29 protein-coding genes and 1 riboswitch are annotated in these 24,695 nt (G+C 65.1%); of the genes, 21 read left to right on the plus strand and 8 right to left on the minus strand.

Annotation, left to right across the window (positions count from 1 at the left end; translation table 11 throughout):
- On the plus strand, positions 1-130 hold a 130-nt coding region (locus AC13D8_RS07235), incomplete at its 5' end, for an adenosylhomocysteinase (RefSeq protein ID WP_482968355.1).
- 129 nt (positions 131-259) lie between these two features.
- A complete protein-coding gene (locus tag AC13D8_RS07240) occupies positions 260-601 on the plus strand; it encodes a DUF2853 family protein (protein ID WP_129431299.1) in 342 nt (113 codons plus the stop codon).
- Positions 602-657: 56 nt separating this feature from the next.
- Here AC13D8_RS07240 and AC13D8_RS07245 read toward each other — a convergent pair whose 3' ends face one another.
- Positions 658-1,134, minus strand: coding sequence for a MarR family winged helix-turn-helix transcriptional regulator (locus AC13D8_RS07245; protein ID WP_206735487.1), 477 nt, complete (start codon positions 1,132-1,134; stop codon positions 658-660).
- Positions 1,135-1,399: 265 nt separating this feature from the next.
- Here AC13D8_RS07245 and ectA point away from each other — a divergent pair, with 265 nt between their 5' ends.
- From ectA to AC13D8_RS07265, 4 genes are read left to right on the plus strand one after another with little or no spacing between them, the layout of a single operon-like run.
- Positions 1,400-1,897, plus strand: coding sequence for a diaminobutyrate acetyltransferase (ectA, locus tag AC13D8_RS07250; RefSeq protein ID WP_240611588.1), 498 nt, complete (start codon positions 1,400-1,402; stop codon positions 1,895-1,897).
- Between the two features lie 49 nt (positions 1,898-1,946).
- Positions 1,947-3,239: a diaminobutyrate--2-oxoglutarate transaminase gene (ectB, locus tag AC13D8_RS07255; RefSeq protein ID WP_482968300.1), complete on the plus strand. Its 1,293-nt coding sequence runs from the start codon at positions 1,947-1,949 to the stop codon at positions 3,237-3,239.
- Between the two features lie 5 nt (positions 3,240-3,244).
- The gene (locus tag AC13D8_RS07260) at positions 3,245-3,637 is read left to right on the plus strand and encodes an ectoine synthase (protein ID WP_104018145.1); all 393 of its coding nucleotides are present in this window, start codon (positions 3,245-3,247) and stop codon (positions 3,635-3,637) included.
- A gap of 35 nt (positions 3,638-3,672) precedes the next feature.
- Positions 3,673-5,109 carry an aspartate kinase gene (locus AC13D8_RS07265; protein ID WP_482968301.1) on the plus strand — a complete coding sequence of 479 codons (1,437 nt, stop codon included), beginning with the start codon at positions 3,673-3,675 and terminating at the stop codon, positions 5,107-5,109.
- Between the two features lie 209 nt (positions 5,110-5,318).
- Here AC13D8_RS07265 and AC13D8_RS07270 read toward each other — a convergent pair whose 3' ends face one another.
- Positions 5,319-6,029, minus strand: a complete 711-nt coding sequence (locus AC13D8_RS07270; RefSeq protein WP_129431489.1) for a winged helix-turn-helix domain-containing protein — start codon at positions 6,027-6,029, stop codon at positions 5,319-5,321.
- An 18-nt stretch (positions 6,030-6,047) separates the two neighbouring features.
- Positions 6,048-6,281: a hypothetical protein gene (locus tag AC13D8_RS07275; protein WP_129431302.1), complete on the minus strand. Its 234-nt coding sequence runs from the start codon at positions 6,279-6,281 to the stop codon at positions 6,048-6,050.
- 202 nt (positions 6,282-6,483) lie between these two features.
- Between AC13D8_RS07275 and AC13D8_RS07280 the strand changes: the two genes are divergently transcribed.
- The 4 genes from AC13D8_RS07280 (at position 6,484) to AC13D8_RS07295 (ending at position 9,293) form a co-directional block, all read left to right on the plus strand.
- Positions 6,484-6,846, plus strand: a complete 363-nt coding sequence (locus AC13D8_RS07280) for a hypothetical protein (RefSeq protein WP_482968302.1) — start codon at positions 6,484-6,486, stop codon at positions 6,844-6,846.
- Positions 6,847-6,902: 56 nt separating this feature from the next.
- A complete protein-coding gene (locus tag AC13D8_RS07285) occupies positions 6,903-7,370 on the plus strand; it encodes a hypothetical protein (protein ID WP_482968303.1) in 468 nt (155 codons plus the stop codon).
- Positions 7,371-7,455: 85 nt separating this feature from the next.
- Entirely contained in the window at positions 7,456-8,076 is a 621-nt protein-coding gene (locus AC13D8_RS07290; protein ID WP_129431304.1) for a ribonuclease HII, read from the plus strand.
- 101 nt (positions 8,077-8,177) lie between these two features.
- A complete protein-coding gene (locus tag AC13D8_RS07295; protein ID WP_129431305.1) occupies positions 8,178-9,293 on the plus strand; it encodes a site-specific DNA-methyltransferase in 1,116 nt (371 codons plus the stop codon).
- An 84-nt stretch (positions 9,294-9,377) separates the two neighbouring features.
- Here the strand turns inward: AC13D8_RS07295 and AC13D8_RS07300 are convergent, their stop codons facing one another.
- Positions 9,378-10,349, minus strand: coding sequence for a D-2-hydroxyacid dehydrogenase (locus AC13D8_RS07300; protein ID WP_482968304.1), 972 nt, complete (start codon positions 10,347-10,349; stop codon positions 9,378-9,380).
- Positions 10,346-11,713, minus strand: coding sequence for an MmgE/PrpD family protein (locus AC13D8_RS07305; protein WP_482968305.1), 1,368 nt, complete (start codon positions 11,711-11,713; stop codon positions 10,346-10,348). Before AC13D8_RS07305 ends, AC13D8_RS07300 begins: the two co-directional genes overlap by 4 nt.
- Before the next feature lie 129 nt (positions 11,714-11,842).
- Positions 11,843-11,947, plus strand: a riboswitch (TPP riboswitch).
- Positions 11,948-11,993: 46 nt separating this feature from the next.
- Here AC13D8_RS07305 and thiD point away from each other — a divergent pair.
- The 11 genes from thiD to AC13D8_RS07360 all read left to right on the plus strand — a co-directional run bounded on the left by thiD (position 11,994) and on the right by AC13D8_RS07360 (position 21,938).
- On the plus strand, positions 11,994-12,788 hold the full coding sequence (thiD, locus tag AC13D8_RS07310) for a bifunctional hydroxymethylpyrimidine kinase/phosphomethylpyrimidine kinase (RefSeq protein WP_482968306.1): 795 nt from the start codon (positions 11,994-11,996) through the stop codon (positions 12,786-12,788).
- Positions 12,785-13,771 (plus strand): FAD-dependent oxidoreductase, encoded by a 987-nt coding sequence (locus AC13D8_RS07315; RefSeq protein ID WP_482968307.1) that lies wholly within the window; start codon positions 12,785-12,787, stop codon positions 13,769-13,771. Before thiD ends, AC13D8_RS07315 begins: the two co-directional genes overlap by 4 nt.
- Positions 13,755-13,952 (plus strand): sulfur carrier protein ThiS, encoded by a 198-nt coding sequence (gene thiS, locus AC13D8_RS07320; RefSeq protein ID WP_104018156.1) that lies wholly within the window; start codon positions 13,755-13,757, stop codon positions 13,950-13,952. The genes AC13D8_RS07315 and thiS overlap by 17 nt, the downstream gene beginning before the upstream one ends.
- Position 13,953: 1 nt before the next feature.
- Positions 13,954-14,724: a thiazole synthase gene (locus AC13D8_RS07325; RefSeq protein WP_482968308.1), complete on the plus strand. Its 771-nt coding sequence runs from the start codon at positions 13,954-13,956 to the stop codon at positions 14,722-14,724.
- Positions 14,724-15,320 carry a thiamine phosphate synthase gene (locus AC13D8_RS07330; protein ID WP_482968309.1) on the plus strand — a complete coding sequence of 199 codons (597 nt, stop codon included), beginning with the start codon at positions 14,724-14,726 and terminating at the stop codon, positions 15,318-15,320. The genes AC13D8_RS07325 and AC13D8_RS07330 overlap by 1 nt, the downstream gene beginning before the upstream one ends.
- The gene (locus AC13D8_RS07335) at positions 15,317-16,294 is read left to right on the plus strand and encodes a ThiF family adenylyltransferase (protein ID WP_482968310.1); all 978 of its coding nucleotides are present in this window, start codon (positions 15,317-15,319) and stop codon (positions 16,292-16,294) included. The genes AC13D8_RS07330 and AC13D8_RS07335 overlap by 4 nt, the downstream gene beginning before the upstream one ends.
- Positions 16,291-17,223: an ABC transporter substrate-binding protein gene (locus AC13D8_RS07340; RefSeq protein ID WP_482968311.1), complete on the plus strand. Its 933-nt coding sequence runs from the start codon at positions 16,291-16,293 to the stop codon at positions 17,221-17,223. The genes AC13D8_RS07335 and AC13D8_RS07340 overlap by 4 nt, the downstream gene beginning before the upstream one ends.
- Positions 17,220-17,906: a thiaminase II gene (gene tenA / locus AC13D8_RS07345; protein ID WP_482968312.1), complete on the plus strand. Its 687-nt coding sequence runs from the start codon at positions 17,220-17,222 to the stop codon at positions 17,904-17,906. The genes AC13D8_RS07340 and tenA overlap by 4 nt, the downstream gene beginning before the upstream one ends.
- A gap of 65 nt (positions 17,907-17,971) precedes the next feature.
- Entirely contained in the window at positions 17,972-19,486 is a 1,515-nt protein-coding gene (gatB, locus tag AC13D8_RS07350; RefSeq protein WP_482968313.1) for an Asp-tRNA(Asn)/Glu-tRNA(Gln) amidotransferase subunit GatB, read from the plus strand.
- A gap of 146 nt (positions 19,487-19,632) precedes the next feature.
- A complete protein-coding gene (locus AC13D8_RS07355; RefSeq protein ID WP_482968314.1) occupies positions 19,633-20,937 on the plus strand; it encodes a UDP-glucose dehydrogenase family protein in 1,305 nt (434 codons plus the stop codon).
- Positions 20,934-21,938 carry an NAD-dependent epimerase/dehydratase family protein gene (locus tag AC13D8_RS07360; protein WP_482968356.1) on the plus strand — a complete coding sequence of 335 codons (1,005 nt, stop codon included), beginning with the start codon at positions 20,934-20,936 and terminating at the stop codon, positions 21,936-21,938. The genes AC13D8_RS07355 and AC13D8_RS07360 overlap by 4 nt, the downstream gene beginning before the upstream one ends.
- Before the next feature lie 14 nt (positions 21,939-21,952).
- Here the strand turns inward: AC13D8_RS07360 and AC13D8_RS07365 are convergent, their stop codons facing one another.
- Genes AC13D8_RS07365 through AC13D8_RS07375 form a run of 3 tightly spaced genes read right to left on the minus strand, consistent with a single transcriptional unit; the run spans position 21,953 to position 24,683 of the window.
- Positions 21,953-22,849, minus strand: coding sequence for an MBL fold metallo-hydrolase (locus AC13D8_RS07365; protein WP_482968315.1), 897 nt, complete (start codon positions 22,847-22,849; stop codon positions 21,953-21,955).
- A 27-nt stretch (positions 22,850-22,876) separates the two neighbouring features.
- The gene (locus AC13D8_RS07370; protein WP_104018166.1) at positions 22,877-23,422 is read right to left on the minus strand and encodes a carboxymuconolactone decarboxylase family protein; all 546 of its coding nucleotides are present in this window, start codon (positions 23,420-23,422) and stop codon (positions 22,877-22,879) included.
- A gap of 52 nt (positions 23,423-23,474) precedes the next feature.
- Positions 23,475-24,683: an ABC transporter substrate-binding protein gene (locus AC13D8_RS07375; protein WP_482968316.1), complete on the minus strand. Its 1,209-nt coding sequence runs from the start codon at positions 24,681-24,683 to the stop codon at positions 23,475-23,477.
- Positions 24,684-24,695: the final 12 nt, after the last annotated feature.

Here is a 24,695-nt window from a genome sequence, read left to right on the forward strand (position 1 = left end):
CGATGAAAAGGTGGCGCGCCTGCACCTGGACCGCATCGGCGTCAAGCTGACCGAACTGCGCCCCGACCAGGCGGAGTATATCGGCGTGACGCCGCAAGGGCCGTTCAAGCCCGAGCATTACCGGTATTGAGGGAGGCCAAGCGCGGAGAACTTTCCCTTTGTGCGCGCAAGATCAGCCGCTATCGTTCGCCAAGCGCCATTTTAGGGGCTTGGTGAAACGAGGTGCCGGTGCATCGGCCGGGAATTTGGGAGATTTTTGATGGGAAAACGTGACGATCTGATTGCACGCTATGCGGACGATCTGCGCAACAAGTGCGGAATGGAGCCCGACATTGACCTGCTCACCAAGGTGACAATCGGCTGCGGCCCGGCGATCTACGACGCCGACGCCGCGACGGTGGCGGCAGGGCAGCCCGGGGAGCTCGAAACCGTGAAAAACAATTTTCTCGTCAAGAAGCTGGGCCTCTCCGACACCCCCGCGCTGATGGACGCGATCAACCAGGTGCTGGAGACCTATGGCCGCTCCGAGCGCAACAAGTATCGCGCCGTGGTCTACTACATGCTGACCAAGCATTTCGGCAGGGAATCGGTCTACGGCTGACAGGCTGTCATTTCCGCGACAACGCCCGCCCTCGTGGCGGGCGTTTGCGTTTCGGCTCAGGACGCGCTGCGCAGGTCGCCGGTATCAAGCACCGGCGAGGCGTCGATGTCATCGGCGTCGAGCATCGCCGCCACCCGTTCGAGCGACGCGATAAGTTGCGCCTGTTCCCAGTCCTCCAGCGTTTCGAACTTGCGCACGTAGCGTTGTTGCAGCGCGTCAGGCGCGAGGTTGATCGTGTCGTGCCCGCGCTCGGTGATGAGGATGTTGATCTGCCGCCGGTCGGCCTGTGATTTCTCGCGGGTGACCATGCCGTGCTTGACCAGCTTGTCGACCAGCGAGGTGACGGTCGCCTGGCTCACGCGCATCCGCCGGGCGATTTCGGTCGCGGTGCTGTGGCCGCGCTCGGCCACGATCTGGAGCACGCGGAACTGCACGGCGGTGAGTCCGGCGGCATTGGCCAGCTTGCGCCCATAAATCTCGGTGGCGCGCAGGATGCGCCGGAGCGCGATGAGGCTCTGATCGGTGCGATCCATGCGGTCTCTCCCGTTAATGGACGCGATGGTTGCAAAGCTGTCACTCAATTGCAAATTCTTCCCTCCTTCATCTTTCTCGCCTCGTTAGTCAAAAAAGCTAATCTTTTAAGCTCGGATTTCTTGGCTTTATCGGCATTTTCATGCAGAAAAATAACTATTTTACGGATCAAGGTTGATTTCATAGGCTAAGCAATATAGTTAGTCAATCGAAACAACAGAGGGCCAATGATCCATGCGCCATGCAAGGGAAATTTTCGGGAAAGCCATGCCGTCGCTGCGCAAGCCCGCAGCCGAGGACGGGGCCGATATCTGGAGGCTCGTTCGCGCCTGCAAGCCGCTCGACGAGAATTCCATGTATTGCAACCTCGTGCAGTGCGATCATTTCCGCGACACCTGTATCGTCGCCGAGATGGATGGCGAGATCGTGGGCTGGGTCTCGGGCTACAAGCTGCCCCATGACCCCGAAACGCTATTCGTCTGGCAGGTCGCCGTGTCGGAAACGGCGCGCGGTACGGGGCTTGGCACGCTGATGCTGCGTGGCCTGCTGTCCCGCGACATCTGCAAGGGCGTGACCCGCGTGCAGACCACGATCACCCGCGACAACGCCGCAAGCTGGGCGCTGTTCCGCAAGTTCACCGAGATGAGCGACGCCGCGCTGTCGAGCGCGCCCTACTTCTCGAAGGACGATCATTTCGACGAGCTTCACGACACCGAGTACATGGTGACGATCTCGCTCAAGGCGCGGATGAAGAAGGCGGCCTGAAATCGGCCGCCGCCCGCGCCCCATACCCAATCACATGAAGGAACACGTTATGCCGACTGACAAGTCAGCCGATCTCGAAATCTATGCGCGCCGTGAATCGCAGGCGCGCAGCTATTGCCGCAGCTTCCCCACGTCCTTTGTCAAGGCGCAGGGGTCCGAGCTGACGAATGCCGAGGGCCGCACCTATATCGACTTTCTCGCCGGGTGTTCGTCGCTCAACTACGGGCACAACGACCCCGACATGAAAGCCGCGCTGATCGAGCACATCACTGCCGACGGGATCACCCACGGCCTTGACATGCACAGCGGAGCCAAGGCCGATTTCCTGGGTGCGTTCGAGGAGATCATCCTCAAGCCTCGCGACATGGACTACAAGGTGATGATGACCGGCCCCACCGGTACCAATGCCGTCGAGGCGGCGATGAAGCTGGCGCGCAAGATCACCGGTCGCCGCAACATCATCGCGTTCACCAACGGGTTCCACGGTATGACCATGGGCGCGCTGGCAGCGACCGGCAACGCCGGCAAGCGTGCCGGTGCCGGGCCTGTCTCGCTCCACGATGTCACGCACATGCCCTACGAGGGCGCGTTCGGCGATGGCATGGACAGCCTGAAGATCATCGAGGAGTTGCTCGGCAATCCGTCGAGCGGCGTCGACGCGCCCGCTGCCTTCATCATCGAGCCGGTGCAGGGCGAGGGCGGGCTCAACGCCGCCTCGACCGCCTTCATGCAGGGGGTGGCAAAGCTGGCGAAAGAGCATGGCGCGCTGTTCATTGTCGATGACATCCAGGCGGGCTGCGGCCGCACGGGGACGTTCTTCAGCTTCGAGGAGATGGGGATCGAGCCCGATCTCATCCCGATGGCCAAGAGCTTTTCGGGGATGGGCTTGCCCTTCGCCGCGCTGCTCATCAAGCCCGAGCACGATGTCTGGGGTCCGGCCGAGCATAACGGCACCTTCCGCGGCAACAACCATGCCTTTGTCACCGCGCGCGTGGCGCTTGAGAAATTCTGGAAGGACGATACGTTCCAGAAGGAGATCACCGCCAAGGCCGAGATGCTGCGCGACGCGCTCACCCGCATCGCAGATGGCATTCCCGGTTCCCGCCTCAAGGGGCGCGGCATGATGCAGGGCGTCGATGTCGGAAATGGCGATCTCGCGGGCGAGATTTGCGCGCGTGCCTTTGAAAAAGGTCTCATCATCGAGACATCGGGCGCGCATGATGAGGTGGTCAAGGTGCTTGCGCCGCTCACCACGCCCGAGGACACCTTTGCCCGCGGCCTCGACATCCTCGCCGAGGCCGTGCAGGACGTGACCGAGACACAGAAAATCGCAGCGGAGTGACAAACATGATCGTGAGAGATTTCAACAAGATCGTCGAGGAAGAGCGCGACCGCGTCGTTTCGGATGCGCAATGGTCGAGCGTGCGGATGCTCCTGGCCGATGACGGGATGGGGTTTTCGTTCCACATCACGTTCCTCGAGCCAGGGTCGGAGCACACGTTCGAGTACAAGAACCATTTCGAGAGCGTCTACTGCGTGCAGGGCAAGGGCTCGATCACCGATCTGGCCACCGGCGAGACGCACGAGATCAAGCCCGGCGTGATGTATGCGCTCGACAAGCACGATCGCCACATCCTGCGCGCCGAGGAAGAGCTTGTCATGGCCTGCTGCTTCAATCCGCCGGTGACCGGCAAGGAAGTCCATCAGGAAGACGGCTCCTACGCGCTGGAAGACAGCTGAGAAAGGTCCGGGGCCACGCGCCCCGGAAAGAGGATATGAATTTTCCACAGCACACCGTCGAGAAGATCGGCGGCACATCCATGAGCCGCGTGGCCGAGTTGCTGGACACGCTATTCATCGGGAACCGCGAGGGCACATCGCTCTATCACCGGGTCTTCGTGGTCTCGGCCTTTGGCGGTATCACGAACAAGCTGCTGGAGCACAAGAAATCCGGCACGCCCGGTGTCTATGCGCGGTTTGCGAATGACGATGACGATCACGGCTGGCTCGACGCGCTGACCGAGGTGGGCCATGCCATGCGCGAGGCGCATACCGAGATTCTCGAGCACCCTGGCGATCGCACCATGGCCGACGAGTTCGTGCGCGAGCGGATCGAGGGCGCGCGCTCGTGCCTGTTCGACCTTCAACGGCTGTGCTCCTACGGGCATTTCCGGCTGGCCGATCACATGCTGGTCATCCGCGAATTGCTCTCGGGGCTGGGCGAGGCGCATTCCGCTTTCGTCACCACGCTGCTGTTGCAGCGCGCGGGCGTCAATGCGCGCTTCATCGACCTCAGCGGCTGGCGCGACGAGGCCGAGCACACCCTGTCTGAGCGCATCGCACAGGGGCTGGGCGATGTGGATCTTGCCACCGAACTGCCCATCGTCACCGGCTATGCGCAATGCACCGAGGGACTGATGCGCGAATTCGACCGCGGCTATTCCGAGGTGACATTCGCCCGTATCGCCGCCTGGACGGGCGCGTCCGAGGCGATCATCCACAAGGAGTTCCATCTGTCCTCGGCCGATCCGAACCTCGTGGGCGAGGACGCCGTGCGCAAGCTGGGGCACACCAATTACGACGTGGCTGATCAGCTCTCGAATCTCGGGATGGAGGCAATCCACCCCAAGGCAGCCAAGACCCTGCGCCAGGCCGAGGTGCCGCTGCGCGTGACCAACGCGTTCGACCCCGGCGATCCCGGCACGCTGATCGACGATCAGCCTGCCGACGAGGCGAATGTCGAGATCGTGACCGGCCTAAAGGTCGTGGCGCTGGAGCTGTTCGAGCAGGACATGGTGGGCGTAAAGGGCTATGACGCGGCCATTCTCGACGCGCTCAAGCGGCACAATGTCTGGATCGTGTCCAAGACCTCCAACGCCAACACGATCACCCACTACGTGCACGCCTCGCTCAAGACGGTGCGGCGCGTGGCGCGCGATCTCGAAGAGGTGTTCCCCTCGGCCAAGGTCTCGGCGCGCACGCTGTCGGTGGTGTCACCCATCGGGCGCAACCTTCAAGGGCTCAAGGTCCTGAGCCGCGGGTTGTCGGCGCTGGAGGAAGCGGGCATCGAAGTGATCGCCGCGCACCAGACCCCGCGCGGCGTGGACGTGCAATTCGTTCTCGGCTCCAGAGACATGGAACCGGCGATCACCGCGTTGCACCGGGTGTTGATCGAGGGCGCTGTGGCGCAATTCCCTAAAAAGGCCGCCTGAGCGCGGCAACCCATCAATTTGAAACGAATGCGCGGCACTCCGGGTTTGGAGGGGCCGCGCGTTTGCGGTAAGGTCATCTTGTCAGGGCCAGGATGGCCGGGACCTTCCAAAGAGTTACACGTGTGGTGCGTAGGGAGCACGTGGGGTAGCGGGGGGTGTCGGCCAAAGGGGCAGGCGTCCCCCGTTTGGGTTGCGCCGCCGGGGGCTCGTCACTGCACCCGGATCACCGATTTGTCCACCAGCAGCACGTAGCCGCGCCGGGCGATGTTCTTGACCAGCATCTCGCTCACAAGCTGATTGCCGAGCGCGTCGCGCAGCCGCTTGATCCGCGTGGCACCGGCGGCCTCTTCGCAGTCCTCGGGCCGCCGCCCCGAGATCATCGCCTCGATTTCCGCCCCGCTGAGCACATCGCCGTCGAGCCGCGCCTCGGCCAGAATGCTCAGCGTCTCGAGCGCGGCGTCGGTCAACTTGAAGCCCATGTCGTTGAGATAGACCGTCCGCTCGTCGCGGCTGATAAGCAGCGACGAGACTTGTATGCCCGTCCGCTCGATCTGTGCCATGCGGCGGTTGAGCGTGACCAGCATCACCAGGAACACCAGCGACGCCACCAGCAGCGCCGTGGAGAACACCAGCAACACAAAGATCACCATCCGGTAGCTGACAAGTGTCTCGGAAAAGGCGGTGCCCGATAGCGCGAGGATCTCCAGCAGCTTGATCTCGCCCTCGCCGGTCAGCGCGTCATTCTCGACGAAAATGCGCTCGACCCGCGCGTTGAACGCGTTGGCGTCGGGTAGGCTGAGAAACAGGAACACGGCCGCGAGCGTCAGGATCGCGACAATGACAATCACGCCGATCACCACGACGCGGGTGCTCGACCGGCGCATGTCTGCGGCGGATGTTCCCTGTCCGCGCGGCGTCATCATGCTCGCATGGTCACGTTATTTTTCCTTTTTCGACATGACCTTGAGCAAGGTCAGACCCTGTTTCGCCAGTTGCGCCCTCAGCGCCGCCTCGGCTGCCGAACAGGGTGCGTTGACCGTGGTTACGTCATAGAAAAGCTCGAACGGGTTTTCCCGCTTGGCCTTGTATTCGATCTGGCAAGCCGCCACCGCCGCCTCTGCAATGAGCGTGAAAGCGAGGGCCGGGGCGAGGGTATGAATGATCCGTGTCATGGAGCCAAGATGCGCCAGCGCATGCGGCTATTCAATATCCCGTGACGTGAAATGACCCTGAAAGCGCACGTTATCAGATATCATGGGAGCGATATTGCCTGTCCCTCGGGACCGGGCACATCTTTCGGGGCACGACCTGCGGTCATGGCGGTCTGACACACCTCTCGCACCGCGCTGCCACGTAAACCTGAAAGGAGACACCATGTTTCGCAAGCTTCTCGTTCTCGTCTTCGGCATGGCCCTCGGTGCGGGTGGCGCGCAAGCGGCCACTGCCATCCCTGCCTTGCAGGGCGCCCCGGCCATCGGTGCAGAGGTGACGCTCGTCGGCCACCGCACCCACCGTGCCCACCGCGGCCATGATGCTCGCGGATACCGGCGCGGCTATCGAGACGCCCGGCCCCGCTATCGCGGGCGCGGCTACCAACACCCCCGGCATGGATACTTCCGGGCTTATCGGCACGGCTATCGCGGACGGTATCCGGTCTTTGGCCTACATGACAGCTATCGGCGTGGTCACGGATACGACGGGCGACAGAACCATCTGCGCGACCGCTACGGCAAGTGACTGAATCCGGGGCGTGCCCTGGCCATTCAGTCCCAGTCAAGGAAAGGATCAAACCCATGTTCACCAAGCTCACCGCAACCCTCTTGGCAGGCGCGCTAGCGCTCGCCTCTGCGACCGCCCCGACAGAGGTGCGCGCCGGGAACGACACCGGCAAGATTGTCGCGGGCCTCGCCGTCGGTGCGATCATCGGCGCGGCCATCGCCAGCAACAACAAGAAGCGGCGGCACAATGACGGATATGTCTCGCGTCGGAGCCATGACACCTATGGGCGCGCGCATAACCGTGGCCATCACCGCAGTCACAACCGCGGATACAAGCGCCACAAGGGCTACGGCCACCGGCGCGTCAACCTGCCCGGCGCCTGCCGCGTCCACAAGGGCCATCGGTCTGGCTATTCCGGGCGCTGCCTGAGCGGCTACAACTACAGCTATGCCGCGCTGCCCTCGGCCTGTGCCGTCCGCGTGGGCGGGCGTCACGGGACGATCTATCGCGACCGGTGCCTCAATCGGTACGGATACCACTGAACCGCAGGCCTTCGAGCAGGCACGCGGGGAGGGGCCAATGAGCCCCTCCCTTTGCATTCGTGGCAGGCCCGTGGCATCAGGGCGCATGACAGGCCCCGATTTCACGTACGAGAGCGCCGCGCGCGCCCTCGGTCATGCCCGCATCGCCGGGGTGGACGAGGTCGGGCGCGGCCCGCTCGCGGGGCCGGTGACAGCGGCGGCGGTGATCCTCGATCCGGGGGCCATCCCGGAGGGGCTGAACGATTCCAAGAAGCTGAGTGCGGCGCGCCGCGAGGCGCTGACCGAGGCGATCCTCGCCTCGGCGCAGGTGTCGATTGCCCACGCTACCGTCGCCGAGATCGACGAGATCAACATCCTGCGCGCCGCGCATCTCGCGATGGAGCGGGCGGTCGCCGCGCTCGATCCTTCCCCCGACATGGCGCTCATCGACGGCAACATGCTGCCGCACGGCCTGGCGCTCCCGGCGCGGGCCATCGTCAAGGGCGATGCCGTCTCGCTGTCGATCGCGGCCGCGTCGATCGTGGCAAAAACCTGCCGTGATCGTCTCATGCGGGATTTGGCGCAACAGTTTCCCGGCTATGGGTGGGAGCGCAACGCCGGCTACCCGTCAAAAGCGCATCGCGCCGCGCTCCTAAATCTCGGGGTCACCCCTCACCATAGGCGTTCATTCAAACCGGTGCACAATATCTTGTATCAAGAAAAATAACTAACCCCCTGATTCAAAAAAGAAATTGACCGCGAATCGGCTTTGACTCATTCTTTTGCCAATGAGCAGAGCGCCAAAGGCGCCGGGAACAGAGGCAGAAAATGACAACCAAGACCAAGACCGGGCGCCCCGCCGCGCTCCCTCTCAACACGATTCTTGCCGGGGATTGTATCGAGGTGATGAATGGCCTGCCCGAGGCCAGCATCGACCTGATCTTTGCCGACCCGCCCTATAACCTGCAACTGCGCGGCGATCTCCACCGTCCCGACAACAGCCAGGTCGATGCGGTGGACGACGCGTGGGACAGCTTTGCCAGCTTCGCCGCCTATGACCGCTTCACGCAGCAATGGCTGGCGGCCGCACGGCGCATCCTCAAGCCCAACGGCGCGATCTGGGTGATCGGCTCATATCACAACATCTTTCGCGTCGGCGCCGCGTTGCAGGATGCGGGCTTCTGGATCCTCAACGACGTGGTGTGGCGCAAGTCCAACCCGATGCCGAATTTCCGCGGCAAGCGGCTGACCAATGCGCACGAGACGATGATCTGGGCCAGCCGCGAGGAGGGCGCGAAATACACCTTCAATTACGAGGCGCTGAAATCGCTCAATGACGGCATCCAGATGCGCTCTGACTGGGTATTGCCCCTCTGCACCGGGCATGAGCGGCTCAAGGACGAGAACGGCGACAAGGCGCACCCCACGCAAAAGCCCGAGAGCCTGCTGCACCGCGTGCTCGTCGGCACCACCAGCCCCGGCGACGTGGTGCTCGACCCGTTCTTCGGCACCGGCACGACCGGGGCGGTGGCCCGGATGCTGGGCCGCGATTACATCGGGATCGAGCGCGAAGAGAGCTATCGCCGCGTGGCCGAGAAACGGCTCGCCAGTATCAGGAAGTACGACCGTGACGCGCTCCAGGTTTCCACGTCCAAGCGCGCCGAGCCGCGCGTCCCCTTCGGCCAGCTTGTCGAGAGGGGGATGCTGCGCCCCGGCGAGGTCCTGACCTCGATGAACGGCAAATCCGCCGCCAAGGTGCGCGCCGATGGCACGCTGGTGGCCGACGGGATCAACGGCTCGATCCACAAGGTGGGCGCGCATCTCGAGGGCGCGCCGTCCTGCAACGGCTGGACCTACTGGTGCTTTCGCCGCGAGGGCAAGACCGTGCCCATCGACGTGCTGCGCCAGCAGATCCGCGCCGAGATGGCCGACCGCCCGAACTGACACCCATACCGCCGGTGCCCGGGGCCTGACTTGGCCGGGCGCCCTTGCCTTGCCCCGCCCCCCGTGGCGGGGCGTTTTTCGGTCTCAATAGCCGCGTTCCGGATCGACGACGTTGAAAAGCGGCTCGCCCCGCCGCCAGTGCCCGAGATTGTCAAGAAACAGCTCGAAGGACCGCATCGCCCAGCCCTCCCAGACCGCCGAGCAATGCGGCGACAGGATCACCCTGTCCAGACCCCAGAGCGGGTGATCGCCGGGCAGCGGCTCGGTCTCGAACACGTCGAGCGCGGCGCCGCGCAAATGCCCCGTGCGCATGGTATTCACGAGCGCCGCCCCGTCGAGCACGCCGCCGCGCGACACGTCCACGAGGATCGCATCCGGCTTCATCGCCATCAGCGACCGCGCGTTCACAAGGCCCCGCGTCCCGGACACAAGCGGCACCGACAGCACCACGATATCCGCCTTGCCCCACAGATCGGGCAGTGCATCGGCGGGATGTACCTCGTCCACGTTCTCCATCGGTTTCGGTCGGGCACGGGTGCCAATCACGTTGAGGCCGAACGCCTTGGCCCGCGACGCCACCGCCTGACCGGTATGGCCCAGCCCCACGATCAGCAGGGTCTTTCCCTGAAGCGGCGTCATCAGTCGCGTGCTGTCCCAGTGCCGCGCTGTGCGGTCGGCGGCCATCCCGTCGATGTCGAGCGTGAAATGCAGCACCGACCCGAATACGTATTCCGCGATCATGGGTGCTGCGACCCCGGCGGCGTTGCTGACCGTCACGGTGCCCGTGTCCCACGGTGTCAGATGATCCACCCCCGCCCCGCCCACGGCGATCCAGCGCGGCCCGTGCGCGCCGAGCAGCGCCTCGCGCGGATAGCCCGTGCGCCCGTGGAAGGCGACGGAATAGGCGATATCGGGTCGGAACTCCGCCAGCACCCGATCAAGACCCTCGTAGCCATCATGCCCGCGCGCCTCGATTTCCGGGGCGACCTCGGCCAGCCGCGCTAGCATCGGGGCGGGGTCGCTGGTGTGGACGAGGATACGGGGGGCGTCGGTCATGGCCTGTCCGGTTCGGGGTATACGAGCCCGGCAAGCTGCGAGAATTCCGCGCCCTGGTCAAGCAGCCGCTCGCGCATCTCCCACAGCGCGCCGATCCGCGCCTCCGAGAGCGCGCCCCCGGCCATCACCGACAGCTTGGCTCGGATATCGGCCTCGGGCATCGGTGCCTCCGGCCCGCCCCGCGCGTTGCAATCGCCCGAACGGACTACGCGTCCGTCGCGTAGCCGCACGGTCACGTCAGACCAGCGTCCCTCGGGAAAGCGCGCGGAATGGCGCGGCTCCTCGCGCACGGTGATGCCGGCGTGCATTTCCGCCACGCGCGGATCGCGTAACGCGTCCCCGGTTATCTCCGCCGGGCCGAGGCGGCCATGCACGAGGTAGGCCGCCAGCGCGAATCCCAGCGAATACTGTGCCTCGCTCGTCGTCTCTGGCATCCCGGGAAAGAGGGCCGCGGATTGCGCGAAGGTGGCGACCTCCAGTGCCTCGATCTCCTCCGGTCTGACGCCCTCTTCCTCGACCAGCATCCGCAGGCATTCGAGCGCGCCATGCGCCCAGCGGCAGATCGGGTAGGGCTTGATATAATTGCGCATCACCGTCCAGTCGTGGCCCAGATCGGCCCAGACAGGCGCCACATTCGCCCCCTCCACGGTGATCGCCGGCGCGCCGGTAAAGCCGCGTTCAGCCTGTAACAGGGACGAAACTCCGACAAGGGCCCCCATGCCAGAGCCATCATGCAGCATCGTCGGGTTGGCGATCTCGCGCATCATCTGGCTACGCGGCCCGTGATACTCGGCGATGCCGAGCGCGTGGCGCAGCACATCCGCCGTATCCCCCCGCAGATGCGCCCCCAGCGCCGCCACGCCCAGCGCGTTCCACGCGCCGGAGGTGTGATAATCGCTAGCCGTGGCATGCAGTGCGACGGCGGCGCGCGCGGCCACCTCGTAGCCCATCGCCAGCGCGGTGAGCGCCTGCCGCCCGGTCAGTCCTGGGCGTTGCTCCGCAAAGGCGAAAAGCGCGGGCACCAGGGCGCAGCCGATATGCCCCTTGGTGGCATTCAGCCCGTCATGCGCATCCAGATTGTCGAGCTGCGTGGCCAGCGCCCAGGCTGCCCCCGGCATGGCACAGCGCCGCCCGTCAAAGAGGAGGGTGGCGCTGTGATCCTCGCGCGCGGCCCCGTGGAAATCGTAGACGAAATCCCTCGCGATGCGGCCTGCGTCGAGCGACGCCGCCCCCGCGGCCACCCCCAGCGTGTCGATGAGGAGCACCGCCGTTCGTGCCAGCACCTCCTCGGGGACGGGCAACGCCACATTGAGCGCGAAGCGTGCGATGGGCGCGAATTGGTCGATATTGGCGGCATAGGACATGGGCGCATCTCCGAGGGATTGGCCAAGCCCCATCCTGACCCCGGGAGCCGGCGGCGTGCGGCCGGTTTGCGACATATCCTGTCCCGCTTTCCCCCCTTGCGAGCGTCCGGCGCCACTGTTACCTCTTGGGTAGCTCCGTTGGGGTGCCCGGGATGCACGGGCTGAGAGGCGATGCGCCAACCCATCGAACCTGATCCGGATGATACCGGCGTAGGGAACGGATATCAGCAAGCCCGAGCGCGCCCTGCATCCGTTCCCCGAAAACTTGAGGGAGACGCGCATGGCGGCGACCGCATTGACAATCGCAGGCTCCGACAGCGGTGGCGGCGCGGGGATCCAGGCCGATCTCAAGACATTCTCGGCGCTGGGCGTGTATGGCGCGAGCGTGATCACCGCCGTGACCGCGCAAAACACCTGTGCCGTGACCGATGTGCACCCGGTGCCGAACGCAACCGTGGCGGCGCAGATTGCGGCCGTCTTGGGCGATATCAGGATCGATTGCATCAAGATCGGGATGCTCGGCGATGTCGGGCTGATCGAGACGGTCGCCGAGGCGCTAGCGGGCTATGACGGCCCGATCGTGCTTGACCCGGTGATGGTCGCCAAGTCCGGGGCGCGGCTCTTGCCCGAGGCGGCGCGCACGGCGCTGATCGCGCATCTGCTGCCGCGCGCTGATTTACTGACACCCAACCTGCCCGAGGCGGCGGCGCTGTTGGGCAGTACCGAGGCCATGAGCGATGCAGACATGCAGGCGCAGGGCACACGGTTATGCGGGATGGGCGCGGGTGCGGTGCTGATGAAGGGCGGTCATGGGCAGGGAGAGACCTGCACCGACTGGCTGATTGCCGATGAGGTGACGCGCCTCGACGCCCCCCGCATCGCCACGCGCAACACCCACGGCACCGGGTGCACCCTCTCTTCGGCCATCGCGGCGGGGCTGGCGCAGGGGCTGACCCTGCGCGAGTCCGTCGCGCGGGCGCATGGCTGGCTGCATCGGGCGATCCTTGCCGCCGACGCGCTAGAGATCGGGCAGGGGCATGGCCCGGTACATCATTTTCACGAGGTCTGGACATGACCGACGCAATCACCATTCGCGGCGCGGGCATCGTGGGGCTCTGTGTGGCCACTGAACTCATGGCGCGGGGCGTTGCCGTCACCCTTCGCGATCCCGCACCGGAACCCGGCGCGCATGGCTGCTCGTGGTGGGCGGGTGGCATGCTTGCGCCCTTCTGCGAGGGGATGACGGCGGAAGAGCCGGTGGTCCGCCTTGGCCAACAGGCCGCCGACTGGTGGGAAGCGCAGGGCGTCGAGGTAATTCGGCGCGGCTCACTCGTTGTCACGCTGCAACGCGACCGGCGCGAGCTGGACCAATTCGCGCGGCGCACCACCGGGCACCGGCTGGTGAGCAGCGAGGATTTAGCCGCGTTAGAGCCGCATCTGGCCGACCGCCACGACCGCGCGCTCTATTTTCAGGACGAGGCGCATATCGACCCGCGGGCCGCACTCATGCACCTGCGCAAACGGCTGCAAGAGGCGGGCGCGCGCTTTGAGCAAGACGCCGCCGCCCCCGATGGCCCGGTGATCGACTGTCGTGGCCTCGCGGCGCAGGACAGCCTGTCTGATCTGCGCGGCGTCAAAGGAGAGATGGTGGTGCTGCGCTCGACGGATGTGACCCTGAATCGGCCCATCCGCCTGCTACATCCGCGCTTTCCGCTCTACATCGTGCCGCGCGGCGATGGCGTGTTCATGCTGGGCGCGACGCAGATCGAGAGCGAGGAGCGCTGGCGCGCCTCGGCGCGCTCGGTGATGGAATTGCTCTCGGCCGCCTACGCCCTGCACCCCGCCTTCGGCGAGGCCGAGGTGGTGGAGATCGGGGCCGACGCGCGCCCCGCCTTTCCCGACAACCTGCCGCGCATCACGGCCAAGGGCGAGACGATCCACGTCAACGGCCTTTTCCGGCACGGCTTTCTGCTATCGCCCGCGGTGGCACGGATAACAGCCGGGCTGGTGATGCGCGAAAATCAGAGACCGGAGTTTTACCATGAAGATCACGGTTAATGGCACCAAGCAGGAGAGCGCGGCCACCACCCTCGACGCGCTGCTGGATGAGCTGGGCTATGGCGCGGCCAAGGTGGCGACCGCGGTGAACCAGAGCTTCGTTCCGGCAGCGATGAGGCCGGAACACAGACTAGCTGATGGCGATCAGATCGAGATCGTCGCGCCACGGCAAGGGGGCTGAGATGCCACGTTACTACGACACCGAGATTACCTCGCGCCTGATGCTCGGCACCGCGCAATACCCCTCACCCGCGATCCTCGCCGAGGCATTCAAGCGCTCCGGTGCGGGCATCGCCACCGTCTCGGTCCGCCGCGAGGCGGGGGGCGAGCGCGCGGGACAGGCGTTCTGGGACATGATCGGTGATCTGGGCGCGCACGTCCTGCCCAACACCGCCGGCTGCCATTCGGTGCGCGAGGCGGTGACCACGGCGCAGATGGCGCGCGAGCTGTTCGACACCGACTGGATCAAGCTCGAGGTGATCGGTCATGCCGACACCTTGCAGCCGGACCCCTTCGGACTGGTAGAGGCGGCGCGCATCCTGACCGACGAGGGGTTCAAGGTGTTTCCCTATTGCACCGAGGATCTCGTGCTTTGCGAACGGCTGGTCGAGGCCGGGTGCCGGGTGCTGATGCCCTGGGGCGCGCCGATCGGCACCGGGCTGGGGCTCAACAATATCTACGGGTTGCGCAGCTTGCGTGCCCATTTCCCTGACCTGCCGCTGGTGATCGACGCAGGGCTGGGCCTGCCCTCTCAGGCGGCCCACGCGATGGAGCTGGGCTTTGACGCGGTGCTGCTCAATACCGCCGTGGCCAAGGCGGGCGATCCGGTGGCGATGGCCGAGGGTTTCGCGCGCGCGCTGGAGGCCGGGCGGCTGGGGTTCGAGGCCGACCCGATGGAGCCGCGCGACATGGCCGCGCCGTCGACGCCGGTGCTGGGGAGGGCGTTCACCTGATGGCCCTGCCGCGCTTTTACCCGATCTTCGATGACGCGGACTGGCTTCGCCGCACCCTGCCGCTCGGTGTGAAGCTGGTGCAGTTGCGCATCAAGGAGCTGACCGGCGAAATACTGAAACAGCAGATTGCGCAAGCACAGAGCCTGTGTCGGGAGAATCGCGCAATCCTCGTGGTCAACGACCACTGGGAGGAGGCCATTCAATTGGGCTGCGACTGGGTGCATCTCGGGCAGGAGGATCTCGATACCGCCGACATCCCTGCCATCCGGCGGGCAGGGATCAAGATCGGGCTCAGCACCCATGACCATGCCGAACTGGATCGAGCCTTGTCGCACGATCCCGATTACGTCGCCCTTGGCCCCGTCTATCCCACCATCCTGAAGAAGATGAAATGGCACGAACAGGGGCTTGAGAAGCTCACCGAATGGAAGCGCCTGATCGGCGACATCCCCCTCGTCGCCATTGGCGGCATGTCGGTGGAGCGCGCGCACGGCGCGCTCAACGCGGGGGCGGATGTGGTGTCTGCCGTGACGGATATCACGCTGAACGATGACCCCGAGGCGCGGGTACGGCAATGGATCGAGGCCACCAAGTGACCCGCTATGCCCGTCAGATCGCCTTGCCCGAGTTCGGGGCAAAGGGGCAGGCGCGGCTCGGCGCGGCGCATGTGCTGGTGATAGGGGCGGGCGGGCTTGCCGCTCCGGTGCTGCAATACCTGGTGGGCGCAGGCGTGGGGCGGATCACGCTGATGGACGGCGACCGGGTCTCCTTGAGCAACCTGCATCGGCAGACGCTCTTTCGGATGGCGGATATCGGCCACCCCAAGGCGCAGATCGCCGCGGCGCGTATGGCTGCGCTCAACCCAGACTGTACGATTTCCACCGTGTCAGAGCCGCTTGATCCACTGAACGCCCCCGATCACGTGGCCGCGGCCGACCTGGTTCTCGATTGCGCCGACAGCTTCGCGGCGAGCTACATCCAGTCCGACACCTGCCTCGCGCTAGGCACGCCGCTGATCAGCGCCTCGGTGGTGGGCACCTCCGGCTACGTTGGCGGGTTTTGCGGTGGCGCGCCGTCTTTGCGTGCGGTGTTCCCCGACCTGCCGGACCGGCTGGGCAGTTGCGATGCCGATGGCGTGCTCGGCCCCGCTGTCGGTGTCATCGGCAGTCTTCAGGCGCAGATGGCATTGACGATTCTGGCCGGAATAGAGCCACAACCACTCGGCCAACTGGTCACCTTCGAGGCCATCGGTCACCGCTTCGGCGGCTTCCGTTTCGACGGCGCGCCCGAGCCCGAAAGCGGCTTCGGCTTCATCACGCCTGCACAGATCACGGACGACGACTGGCTCGTCGATCTGCGGGCGGAGGAGGAGAGCGGTCCCGCCTTGCCTGACGCCACGCGCCACAGCGTGCCGGATTTCGACACCCTCCACCCCAAAGGTACGCGCGCCGTGTTGGCCTGCCGATCCGGCCTGCGGTCGTGGCAGGCCGCGACGCGATTGCGCGGCCATTGGGACGGAGAGATTGCATTGATCGCTCTTGGCGATACCCCAGAGGAGAGAACCCCATGAGATACCTGACCCTGATCTTCGCGTTTCTGGCCGCCCCGGCCATGGCGCAGGACAAGATGACCCTGATCCTCGACTGGTTCGTGAACCCCGATCATGGGCCGATCATCCTCGCCGAGGAGCTTGGCTATTTCGACGAGGCCGGGCTGGAAGTCGAGGTGGTGGCCCCCTCCGATCCCTCCGACCCGCCCAAGATGGTCGCCGCCGGAAAGGCCGACCTGGCGATCGCCTATCAGCCGCAGCTTCACCTTCAGGTCGAAGAGGGGCTGCCGCTGCGCCGGGTGGGCACGCTCATCGCGACGCCGCTCAACTGCCTTCTGGTGCTGGAGGATGGCCCTGTCAAATCCACCGCCGATCTCAAGGGCCGCAAGGTGGGCTTTTCCGTCGCCGGGGTCGAGGAGGCGTTGCTGTCGGCCATCCTCGCGCAACATGACCTGACCCTCGATGATATCGAGCTCGTCAGCGTCAACTGGTCGCTCTCGCCCTCGCTGATGTCGGGACAGGTGGATGCGGTGATCGGCGCCTACCGCAATTTCGAATTGAACCAGATGGAAATCGAGGGCGTGCCGGGGCGCTGCTTCTACGTCGAAGAAGAGGGGGTGCCCTCCTATGACGAGCTTATCTACGTGGCCAATCCCGAGACGATGAATGCGGACATGATCCGCCGCTTCCTGCACGCTACCGAGCGCGCGACGCAATACATCATGAACCACCCACAAGAAAGCTGGGAGATGTTCGCGGGCACCTCGACCGAGTTGCAGGACGAGCTGAACGAGAAGGCATGGGCCGATACCTATCCGCGCTTTGCCACCCGCCCCGCAGCGCTCGATCACGCCCGCTATCGCCGCTTCGAGCGCTTTCTGCTGGAGGCGGGCATGATCGAGACCGACACGCCCGTTTCGGGCCTCGCGCTGGATATGAACGCGCGATGACCGAGGGCTACGGCACGACCTTCCCCCGCCTGCGCGATGCGGCGGGGGCGGTCTGGCGCGACTACACAGGCCACGCCTTTGTCGAGCGGCTACGCGACGCGAGCCTGCCGCGCGCGGCGTTTCTCGGCTACCTCGTGCAGGACTACATCTTCCTCGTCCATTTCGCGCGGGCTTGGGCGCTGGCCGTGACCAAGGCCGAAACGGTGGACGAGATGCGCACTTGCGCGGCCACCGTCGATGCGCTGGTCAATACCGAGATCGGCCTGCATGTCCGCACCTGCGGGGCCGAGGGGTTGTCGGAGGCCGACCTCATCGCCGCCGAGGAACACCCCGCCAACCTCGCCTATACCCGCTACGTGCTCGATGCCGGGCATTCGGGTGATTTTCTCGATCTGCTGGCGGCGCTGGCACCTTGCGTCATGGGCTATGGCGAGATCGGCGCGCGGCTGGGGCAGGACGTGGCCGATGGTCACCCCTATGCCGACTGGATCGCCACCTATGCCGGCGACGAGTATCAACAGGTTTGCCGCGAGGTGGGGGCGCTCTTTGACGGGGCGGTGGCGCGCCGTCTTGGCCCGGCGCCCGAGACCACGCCGGGTTGGGACAGGCTCTGCCACCGCTTCACCACCGCGACCCGGCTGGAGGTCGGCTTCTGGGACATGGGGCTGTCCTTCGCGCGCTAGGCCCTCTTGCCCCGCCGCGGCCCGCCGCGTAGAACGCAGGCCGAGCCAAGACACGGAGCCCGAGCATGCTGGATCTCACCTATGACGCGCCGAAACCCAAGGTGATCGCCGGGGCCAAGCACGATTGGGAGCTGGTCATCGGCATGGAGGTGCACGCGCAGGTGGCCTCACGCGCCAAGCTGTTTTCCGGCGCCTCCACCCAATTCGGGGCCGAGCCCAATTCCTGCGTCTCCTTCGTGGATGCGGCGATGCCCGGCATGCTGCCCGTCATCAACGAGTTTTGCGTCGAGCAGGCGGTGCGCACCGGGCTGGGGTTGAAGGCAAAGATCAACCTCTGGTCAGCCTTCGACCGCAAGAACTATTTCTACCCCGACCTGCCGCAGGGCTACCAGATCAGCCAGCTTTACCACCCGCTCGTGGGCGAGGGCGAGATCCTCGTGGACATGGAGCCGGGGATCGCGCGGCTTGTGCGGATCGAGCGCATCCACATGGAACAGGACGCGGGCAAGTCGATCCACGACATGGACCCGGCGATGTCTTTCGTCGATCTCAACCGCACCGGCGTCTGCCTGATGGAGATCGTCAGCCGCCCAGACATCCGCGGCCCCGAAGAGGCCGCCGCCTATGTCACCAAGCTGCGCCAGATACTGCGTTACCTGGGCACCTGCGATGGAAACATGCAGAACGGCAACCTGCGGGCCGACGTCAACGTGTCGGTCTGCCGTCCGGGGCAGTACGAGAAATACCAGGAAACGCAGGACTTCGCGCATCTCGGCACGCGCTGTGAGATCAAGAACATGAACTCCATGCGCTTTATCCAGATGGCCATCGACTACGAGGCGCGCCGCCAGATCGCGATTCTGGAATCGGGCGGCGAAGTGGTGCAGGAAACCCGCCTCTACGATCCCGACCGCAACGAGACCCGATCCATGCGCTCCAAGGAAGAGGCGCATGATTACCGCTATTTCCCCGATCCCGACCTCCTGCCGTTGGAAATCGAGCAGGCTTGGGTGGAAGAGATCGAGGCCAACCTGCCCGAACTGCCGGATGCGAAAAAGGCGCGGTTCGTGCTGGAGTTCGGCCTGTCGGAATACGACGCCAGCGTGCTGACCGCCGACCTCGCCAATGCCGGGTATTTCGAGGCGGTGGCGGCGGACGCGGGCGATGGCAAGCTGGCCGCGAATTGGGTCATCAACGAACTCTTTGGCAGGCTCAAGAAAGAGGATCATTCCATCGAGGAGAGCCCCGTCAGCCCGGCGCAACTCGCGGCCATCGTGCGGCTCATCAAGTCCGACGCCATTTCCGGCAAGATCGCCAAGGACCTCTTCGAGATCGTCTATACCGAGGGCGGTGACCCCGAAGAGATCGTCGAGGCGCGCGGCCTTCGCCAAGTGACGGATACCGGTGCCATCGAGCAGGCGGTGGACGAGATCATCGCCGCCAACCCCGCCCAGGTGGAAAAGGCGCAAGCCAACCCCAAGCTTGCGGGCTGGTTCGTAGGCCAGGTGATGAAGGCGACCGGCGGCAAGGCCAATCCCAAGGCGGTGAACGAGATCGTGACGGCGCGGCTCGGTCTCTGAGGGGCCTTGCGCGCGGCGGGCCGGATTTGTGCCCGCCTGCGTCCCTCTCTTGCCTTCTCAAGCCCCGGCCAGATGTGTAAGACAAGCGTCAGGCCCTGCAACGGCGGGCCTTACCGGGCAGGTGCGGACATCGGGGAGACAGGATTGTGAGAATCGCGATGATCGGCACGGGCTATGTCGGGCTCGTCTCCGGGGTGTGTTTTTCGGATTTCGGGCATGACGTGATCTGCGTGGACAAGCAGCCCGAAAAGATCGCTATGCTCGAGCGCGGCGAGGTGCCGATCTACGAGCCGGGGCTCGACGCGCTGATGGCCAGGAATGTCGAGGCGGGGCGGCTCTCCTTCACCACCGACCTCGCGGCGGCGGTGGACGGGGCCGACGCGGTCTTCATCGCCGTGGGCACGCCCACGCGGCGCGGCGACGGGCACGCCGATCTTACCTACGTCATGTCCGCCGCCGAAGAGGTGGCCCGCGCACTGACCGGTTATGCCGTGATCGTCACGAAATCGACCGTTCCCGTGGGTACCAACCGCAAGGTCAAGCAGGCGGTGGCCAAGGCCAACCCGAAGGCCGAGTTCGACGTGGCGTCGAACCCCGAGTTCCTGCGCGAGGGTGCGGCGATCGAGGATTTCATGAAGCCCGACCGCGTGGTGGTGGGCGTGCAATCGAGCCGCGCGCAGGAGGTGATGGCTGATGTCTACCGCCCCTTGTTCCTGCGCGAGTTTCCCATCGTCTACACCGATCTGGAATCGGCCGAGATGATCAAGTACGCGGCCAACGCCTTCCTCGCCACCAAGGTCAGCTTCGTCAACGAGATCGCCGCGCTGTGCGAGCGGGTGGGCGCGGATGTCAAGGAAGTGGCGAGAGGCATGGGCCTCGACGGGCGCATCGGCAACAAGTTCCTGCACGCGGGCCCCGGCTATGGCGGATCGTGCTTCCCCAAGGACACCACGGCGCTCGCGCGCATCGGGCAGGAGCACGCGGTGCCGCAAACCATCGTCGAGACGGTGATCCGCGTCAACGCGGGCGTCAAGGCGCGGATGATCGAGAAGCTGCGCGACCTCGTCGATGACAGCTTCAACGGCAAGGTGGTCGCCGTGCTGGGCGTGACCTTCAAGCCCAACACCGACGATATGCGCGACGCGCCCAGCCTGACCATCGTGCCCGCACTGGTGGGTGGTGGGGCCAAGGTCCGCGTGGTCGATCCACAGGGCCGCCGCGAGGGCGAGGCGCTGCTGCCCGGGGTGGTCTGGTTGGAAGATCCCTACAAGGCCGCCAACAACGCCGATCTGCTGGTGATCCTCACCGAGTGGAACGAGTTCCGCGCGCTCGACCTGAAAAAGCTGGCAAAGAAGATGGCCACGCCCCGCATGGCCGACTTTCGCAACATCTATTCCGCGCGGGATGCCCGCCGCGCCGGGTTCGAGCGGTATGAGGGGGTGGGGCGCTGATGCGCGTCTTCGTCACCGGCACCGCCGGGTTCATCGGGTTTCACCTCGCGCGCCTGCTTCTGGCCGAGGGGCACCAGGTGGCCGGCTTCGACGGGATGACGGATTACTACGATGTCCGCCTGAAACAGCGTCGCCACGCGATGCTGCACCAGGCCCCCGGCTTTACCGCCACCGAGGCGATGCTCGAGGACGAGGCCGCGCTCTGCGCGGCGGTCTCGGCCTTTGCTCCCGATGTCATCGTGCATCTCGCCGCCCAGGCGGGGGTGCGCTACAGCCTTGAAAACCCGCGTGCCTATGTTGATGCCAATGTCGTCGGCACGCTCAACGTGATGGAGGCCGCGCACGCCGCCCGGGTGCAGCACCTTCTGATGGCCTCGACCTCCTCGGTCTATGGCGCCAACGAGGACATGCCCTTTGACGAGCGGCAGAAGGCCGACACGCAACTCACCATCTACGCCGCCACCAAGAAGGCGAACGAATCGATGGGCCATGCCTGGGCGCATATCCACGGGCTGCCGGTCACGATGTTTCGATTCTTCACCGTTTATGGCCCCTGGGGCCGTCCCGACATGGCGCTGTTCAAGTTCACCAAGGGCATTCTCGAGGGCACGCCCATCGACATCTACAACAATGGCGAGATGTGGCGCGATTTCACCTATGTCGACGATCTCGTGCGCGCCATACGGCTGCTTGTCGATGTCGTGCCCGGCGGCCCCGAGACGGCGGTGGAGGGCGATAGCCTCAGTCCCGCCGCGCCCTTCCGCGTGGTCAATATCGGCAATTCCGACACGGTGCGCCTGCTGGATTTCATCGACGCCATCGAGGCAGAAACCGGGCGCGCGGCGATCCGCAACTACATGCCCATGCAGACAGGCGACGTGCCCACCACATGGGCCGACGCGACGCTGTTGCAAACCCTCACCGGTTACCGGCCCCAGACACCGTTTCGCGAGGGTGTGCGCCGGTTTGTCGAATGGTATCGCGACTATCACGACATCTGAGACCCGCAGCGCGGTCAGGCGCCGTCATGCCGGTCGCTCGCGCGCGCCGGATCGGGCGGGTCAAAGCTCACCCGGTCGCCGAAACACAGCGCCAGATCGGTTTGCTGCATCACCCAATCGGTTTCGAGCGTGATCTCGGCATCGTCGGTCCAGATCGCGTTGCCCTGCCGTGCTATCCATTCGCCCGGCGGTCCGAGCGTCGAGGCGCGATGCGTGACGTTCCAGATGAAGTAATGGTGCGGCACGATCACCTTGGGCTGCAGGCGCTCGCGCAGCGTCTCGATCTGCTCGTACCCCAGCACGTGCTGCGAGCCGTCGATGGGCAGAAGCGCCACATCGACATGGCCCAGCCGGTCCCAGACCTCGGGCGGAGGATCAGGGCGGTTGTCGCCCCAGTGCAGGATGCGCAAACCCCCCGTCTCGATCAGCAGTAGCGTATTGTCGAACGAGCGCCAGTTATCAGGCGGCAGCGTCTCCATCGGGGTGAGCTTGCGGGTGAGCCCGGCCCAGTCCACATCCGCGTGCGAGGTGTCCGACACGTGCTTGTCGGCAATGCCGGTGATCGCCACGTCGGCGAATTCATAGCGCCCGATGAGCCGGTCGAGAAGCGTGCTCGCGTGCAGGCGGTGCAGACAGTCATGATCGAAATGGGCGTGTGTCGAGAGGCCGATATCGACCTCGATTTCGGGAAACTCGCACAGGTACCAGTTCCACGTGCCCCAGGGCGGGTTGCGCCACGGGTCGACCATCAGCGTAAGCCCCGAGGGCGCGGTAATGCGAAAGGCCGAGCCGCCGAAATACGCCAGCCGCACCGGCCCCCCGGCGGGTGCATCGCGTTGCAGGTCGATCATGCGGTTGTTGTTCTCGCTCTGCTTCCAGGCCCAGAGCCCGTCGTTCAGCCGCTCGGTCATCGCGGTCCTCCCTGTTGCCGTCGCCGTTCAGGCGAGCATCTGCTCGACGCCGTCCTCCGTTTCGATCTGGAGCGAATCGTTGACCCGGTTGAAGAAACCGCACAGCGCGATGCGCAACGTCAGCTCCACGATCTGTTCCTCGGTGAAGTGGCGCTTCAGTTCGTCGAAAATCGCGTCCTTCATGTAGTTGAAATTGCTGGTCACCTGCACGGCATAGTCGCGCACGAGGATATCGACCGCATCGAACCCCTCGGGGCTGTCGACAAGAATATCCTCCACCGCCGCCGCGCTCAGCCCGTGCGATACGGCGCGCGGCGCGTGGTGGCCGATGCAATACTCGCACGCGTTGATGGTCGAGACGGTCACCAGCGCGATTTCCAGGTAGCGCTTGGGCAGCACCGCCTCGTCATGCAGCTCCAGCAACAGCCCCATGATGTGCTTGACCGCCGGGGGGCGGTGGGCAAACACCTTCACCTGGTTGAGAAACGGGCCGTATTCGCGCGCGTAACGCTCGTAAACGGGCCGGACCTCCTCGGGAACCTCGTCGATCCCGACATCTCTGACACGGGCCATGTTACCTCCGTTCTGGCTGTGAGAGGGGGCCGTGGCCCCCTCCCGTTGGGTTTCAGAATTCGAGACGTTGCAGGACCACGTCCTGCCCGTCCCGGATTTCCGAGAGCTGGAAATCGCGCCCCAGCACCATGCCCTCCTCGTTGAATTCGAGGCTGCCTGACGCACCCGAATAGTTGATCTCCTCGCCCGCGCGCAGCGCCTCCAGCCCGTCGGCGACGTTGTAAACGGTGGTCTTGCCCTCGCCGGTGGTCACGTCCCAGATGGCCTGCGCCACGGCGGCGCTGTCGGTCGTGCCGGCCTTCTCGATGGCCAGCAAAAGCGCCGACATCTGGTCGCGCCCAGCGGTGCCGAACGGGTGCTGCACCGAGCCGGTATCCTCCAGCCCCACCTCATCCAGATATTGCTTGTAGGCAGGTGAGGAAAGCGCCGGGACCGGGAAGCCGTGAATCACCCCGTTGCCCGCCGCGCCCACGGTGTCCTTGAACTGCGTTCCCGTGGACAGCGAGGTGGTGATGACGACGCCCTCGTATCCCTGCCGGTAAAGCTCTTTATAAACGGCGGTAAAATCGGTGACGTAGGACGGAATGAACACCGCCTCCGGCGATTTTTCGATCAGCTGCGTCACCTCCGAGCGATAGGAGGATTGCCCGGCATTGTAGTAGAACGGCTCCTGCACGATCGCGTCCTGCCCCACCTTCTCGATGAAGCCGTCCATCATCGAGCGCGTGAAGTCGTTGTTGAGCGCCATCAGCGCATAACTCTCGATGCCACGGCTCAGCACCAGGTCGGCGATGGCGCGGCCCCAGATCGGCGACAGCGGCTGAAAGTTGAACACAAGCCCCTTCTCGTCGGCCACCGGGATGTCAGAGCTTGACGAGGTGCACATCTGGATCACCCCCGCGCTCTGGCACTTGGGCATGATCCCCAGCGTCACCGAGGATGACCATGTACCGATGATCCCCAGCACTCCGTTGACGTTGATGAGCTTGTCCGCGGCGCGCACCGCTGTTTCCGGGTTGGTCTCCGAGTTCTCCTGGTAGAGCCGGATCTGCCGGCCGAGAACGCCGCCTGCGGCGTTCACTGCTTCGGCCACCCGCTTGTGCGAGGCGGTGATGTTGGGGCCGAACGGGCCGCCGCCGCCGGTGTTGGGCGTCAGCGATCCGATGGCGATATCGCCCTCCTGCGCGCGCAGGATCGACGGCGTCGCAAGCGCGGCCACGCCGCTGGCGAGCAAGGTTCGTCTTGTCCATTCGCTTGTCATGTCAATCTCCTT

Source organism: Roseovarius sp. B-10 (genome assembly GCF_056859295.1).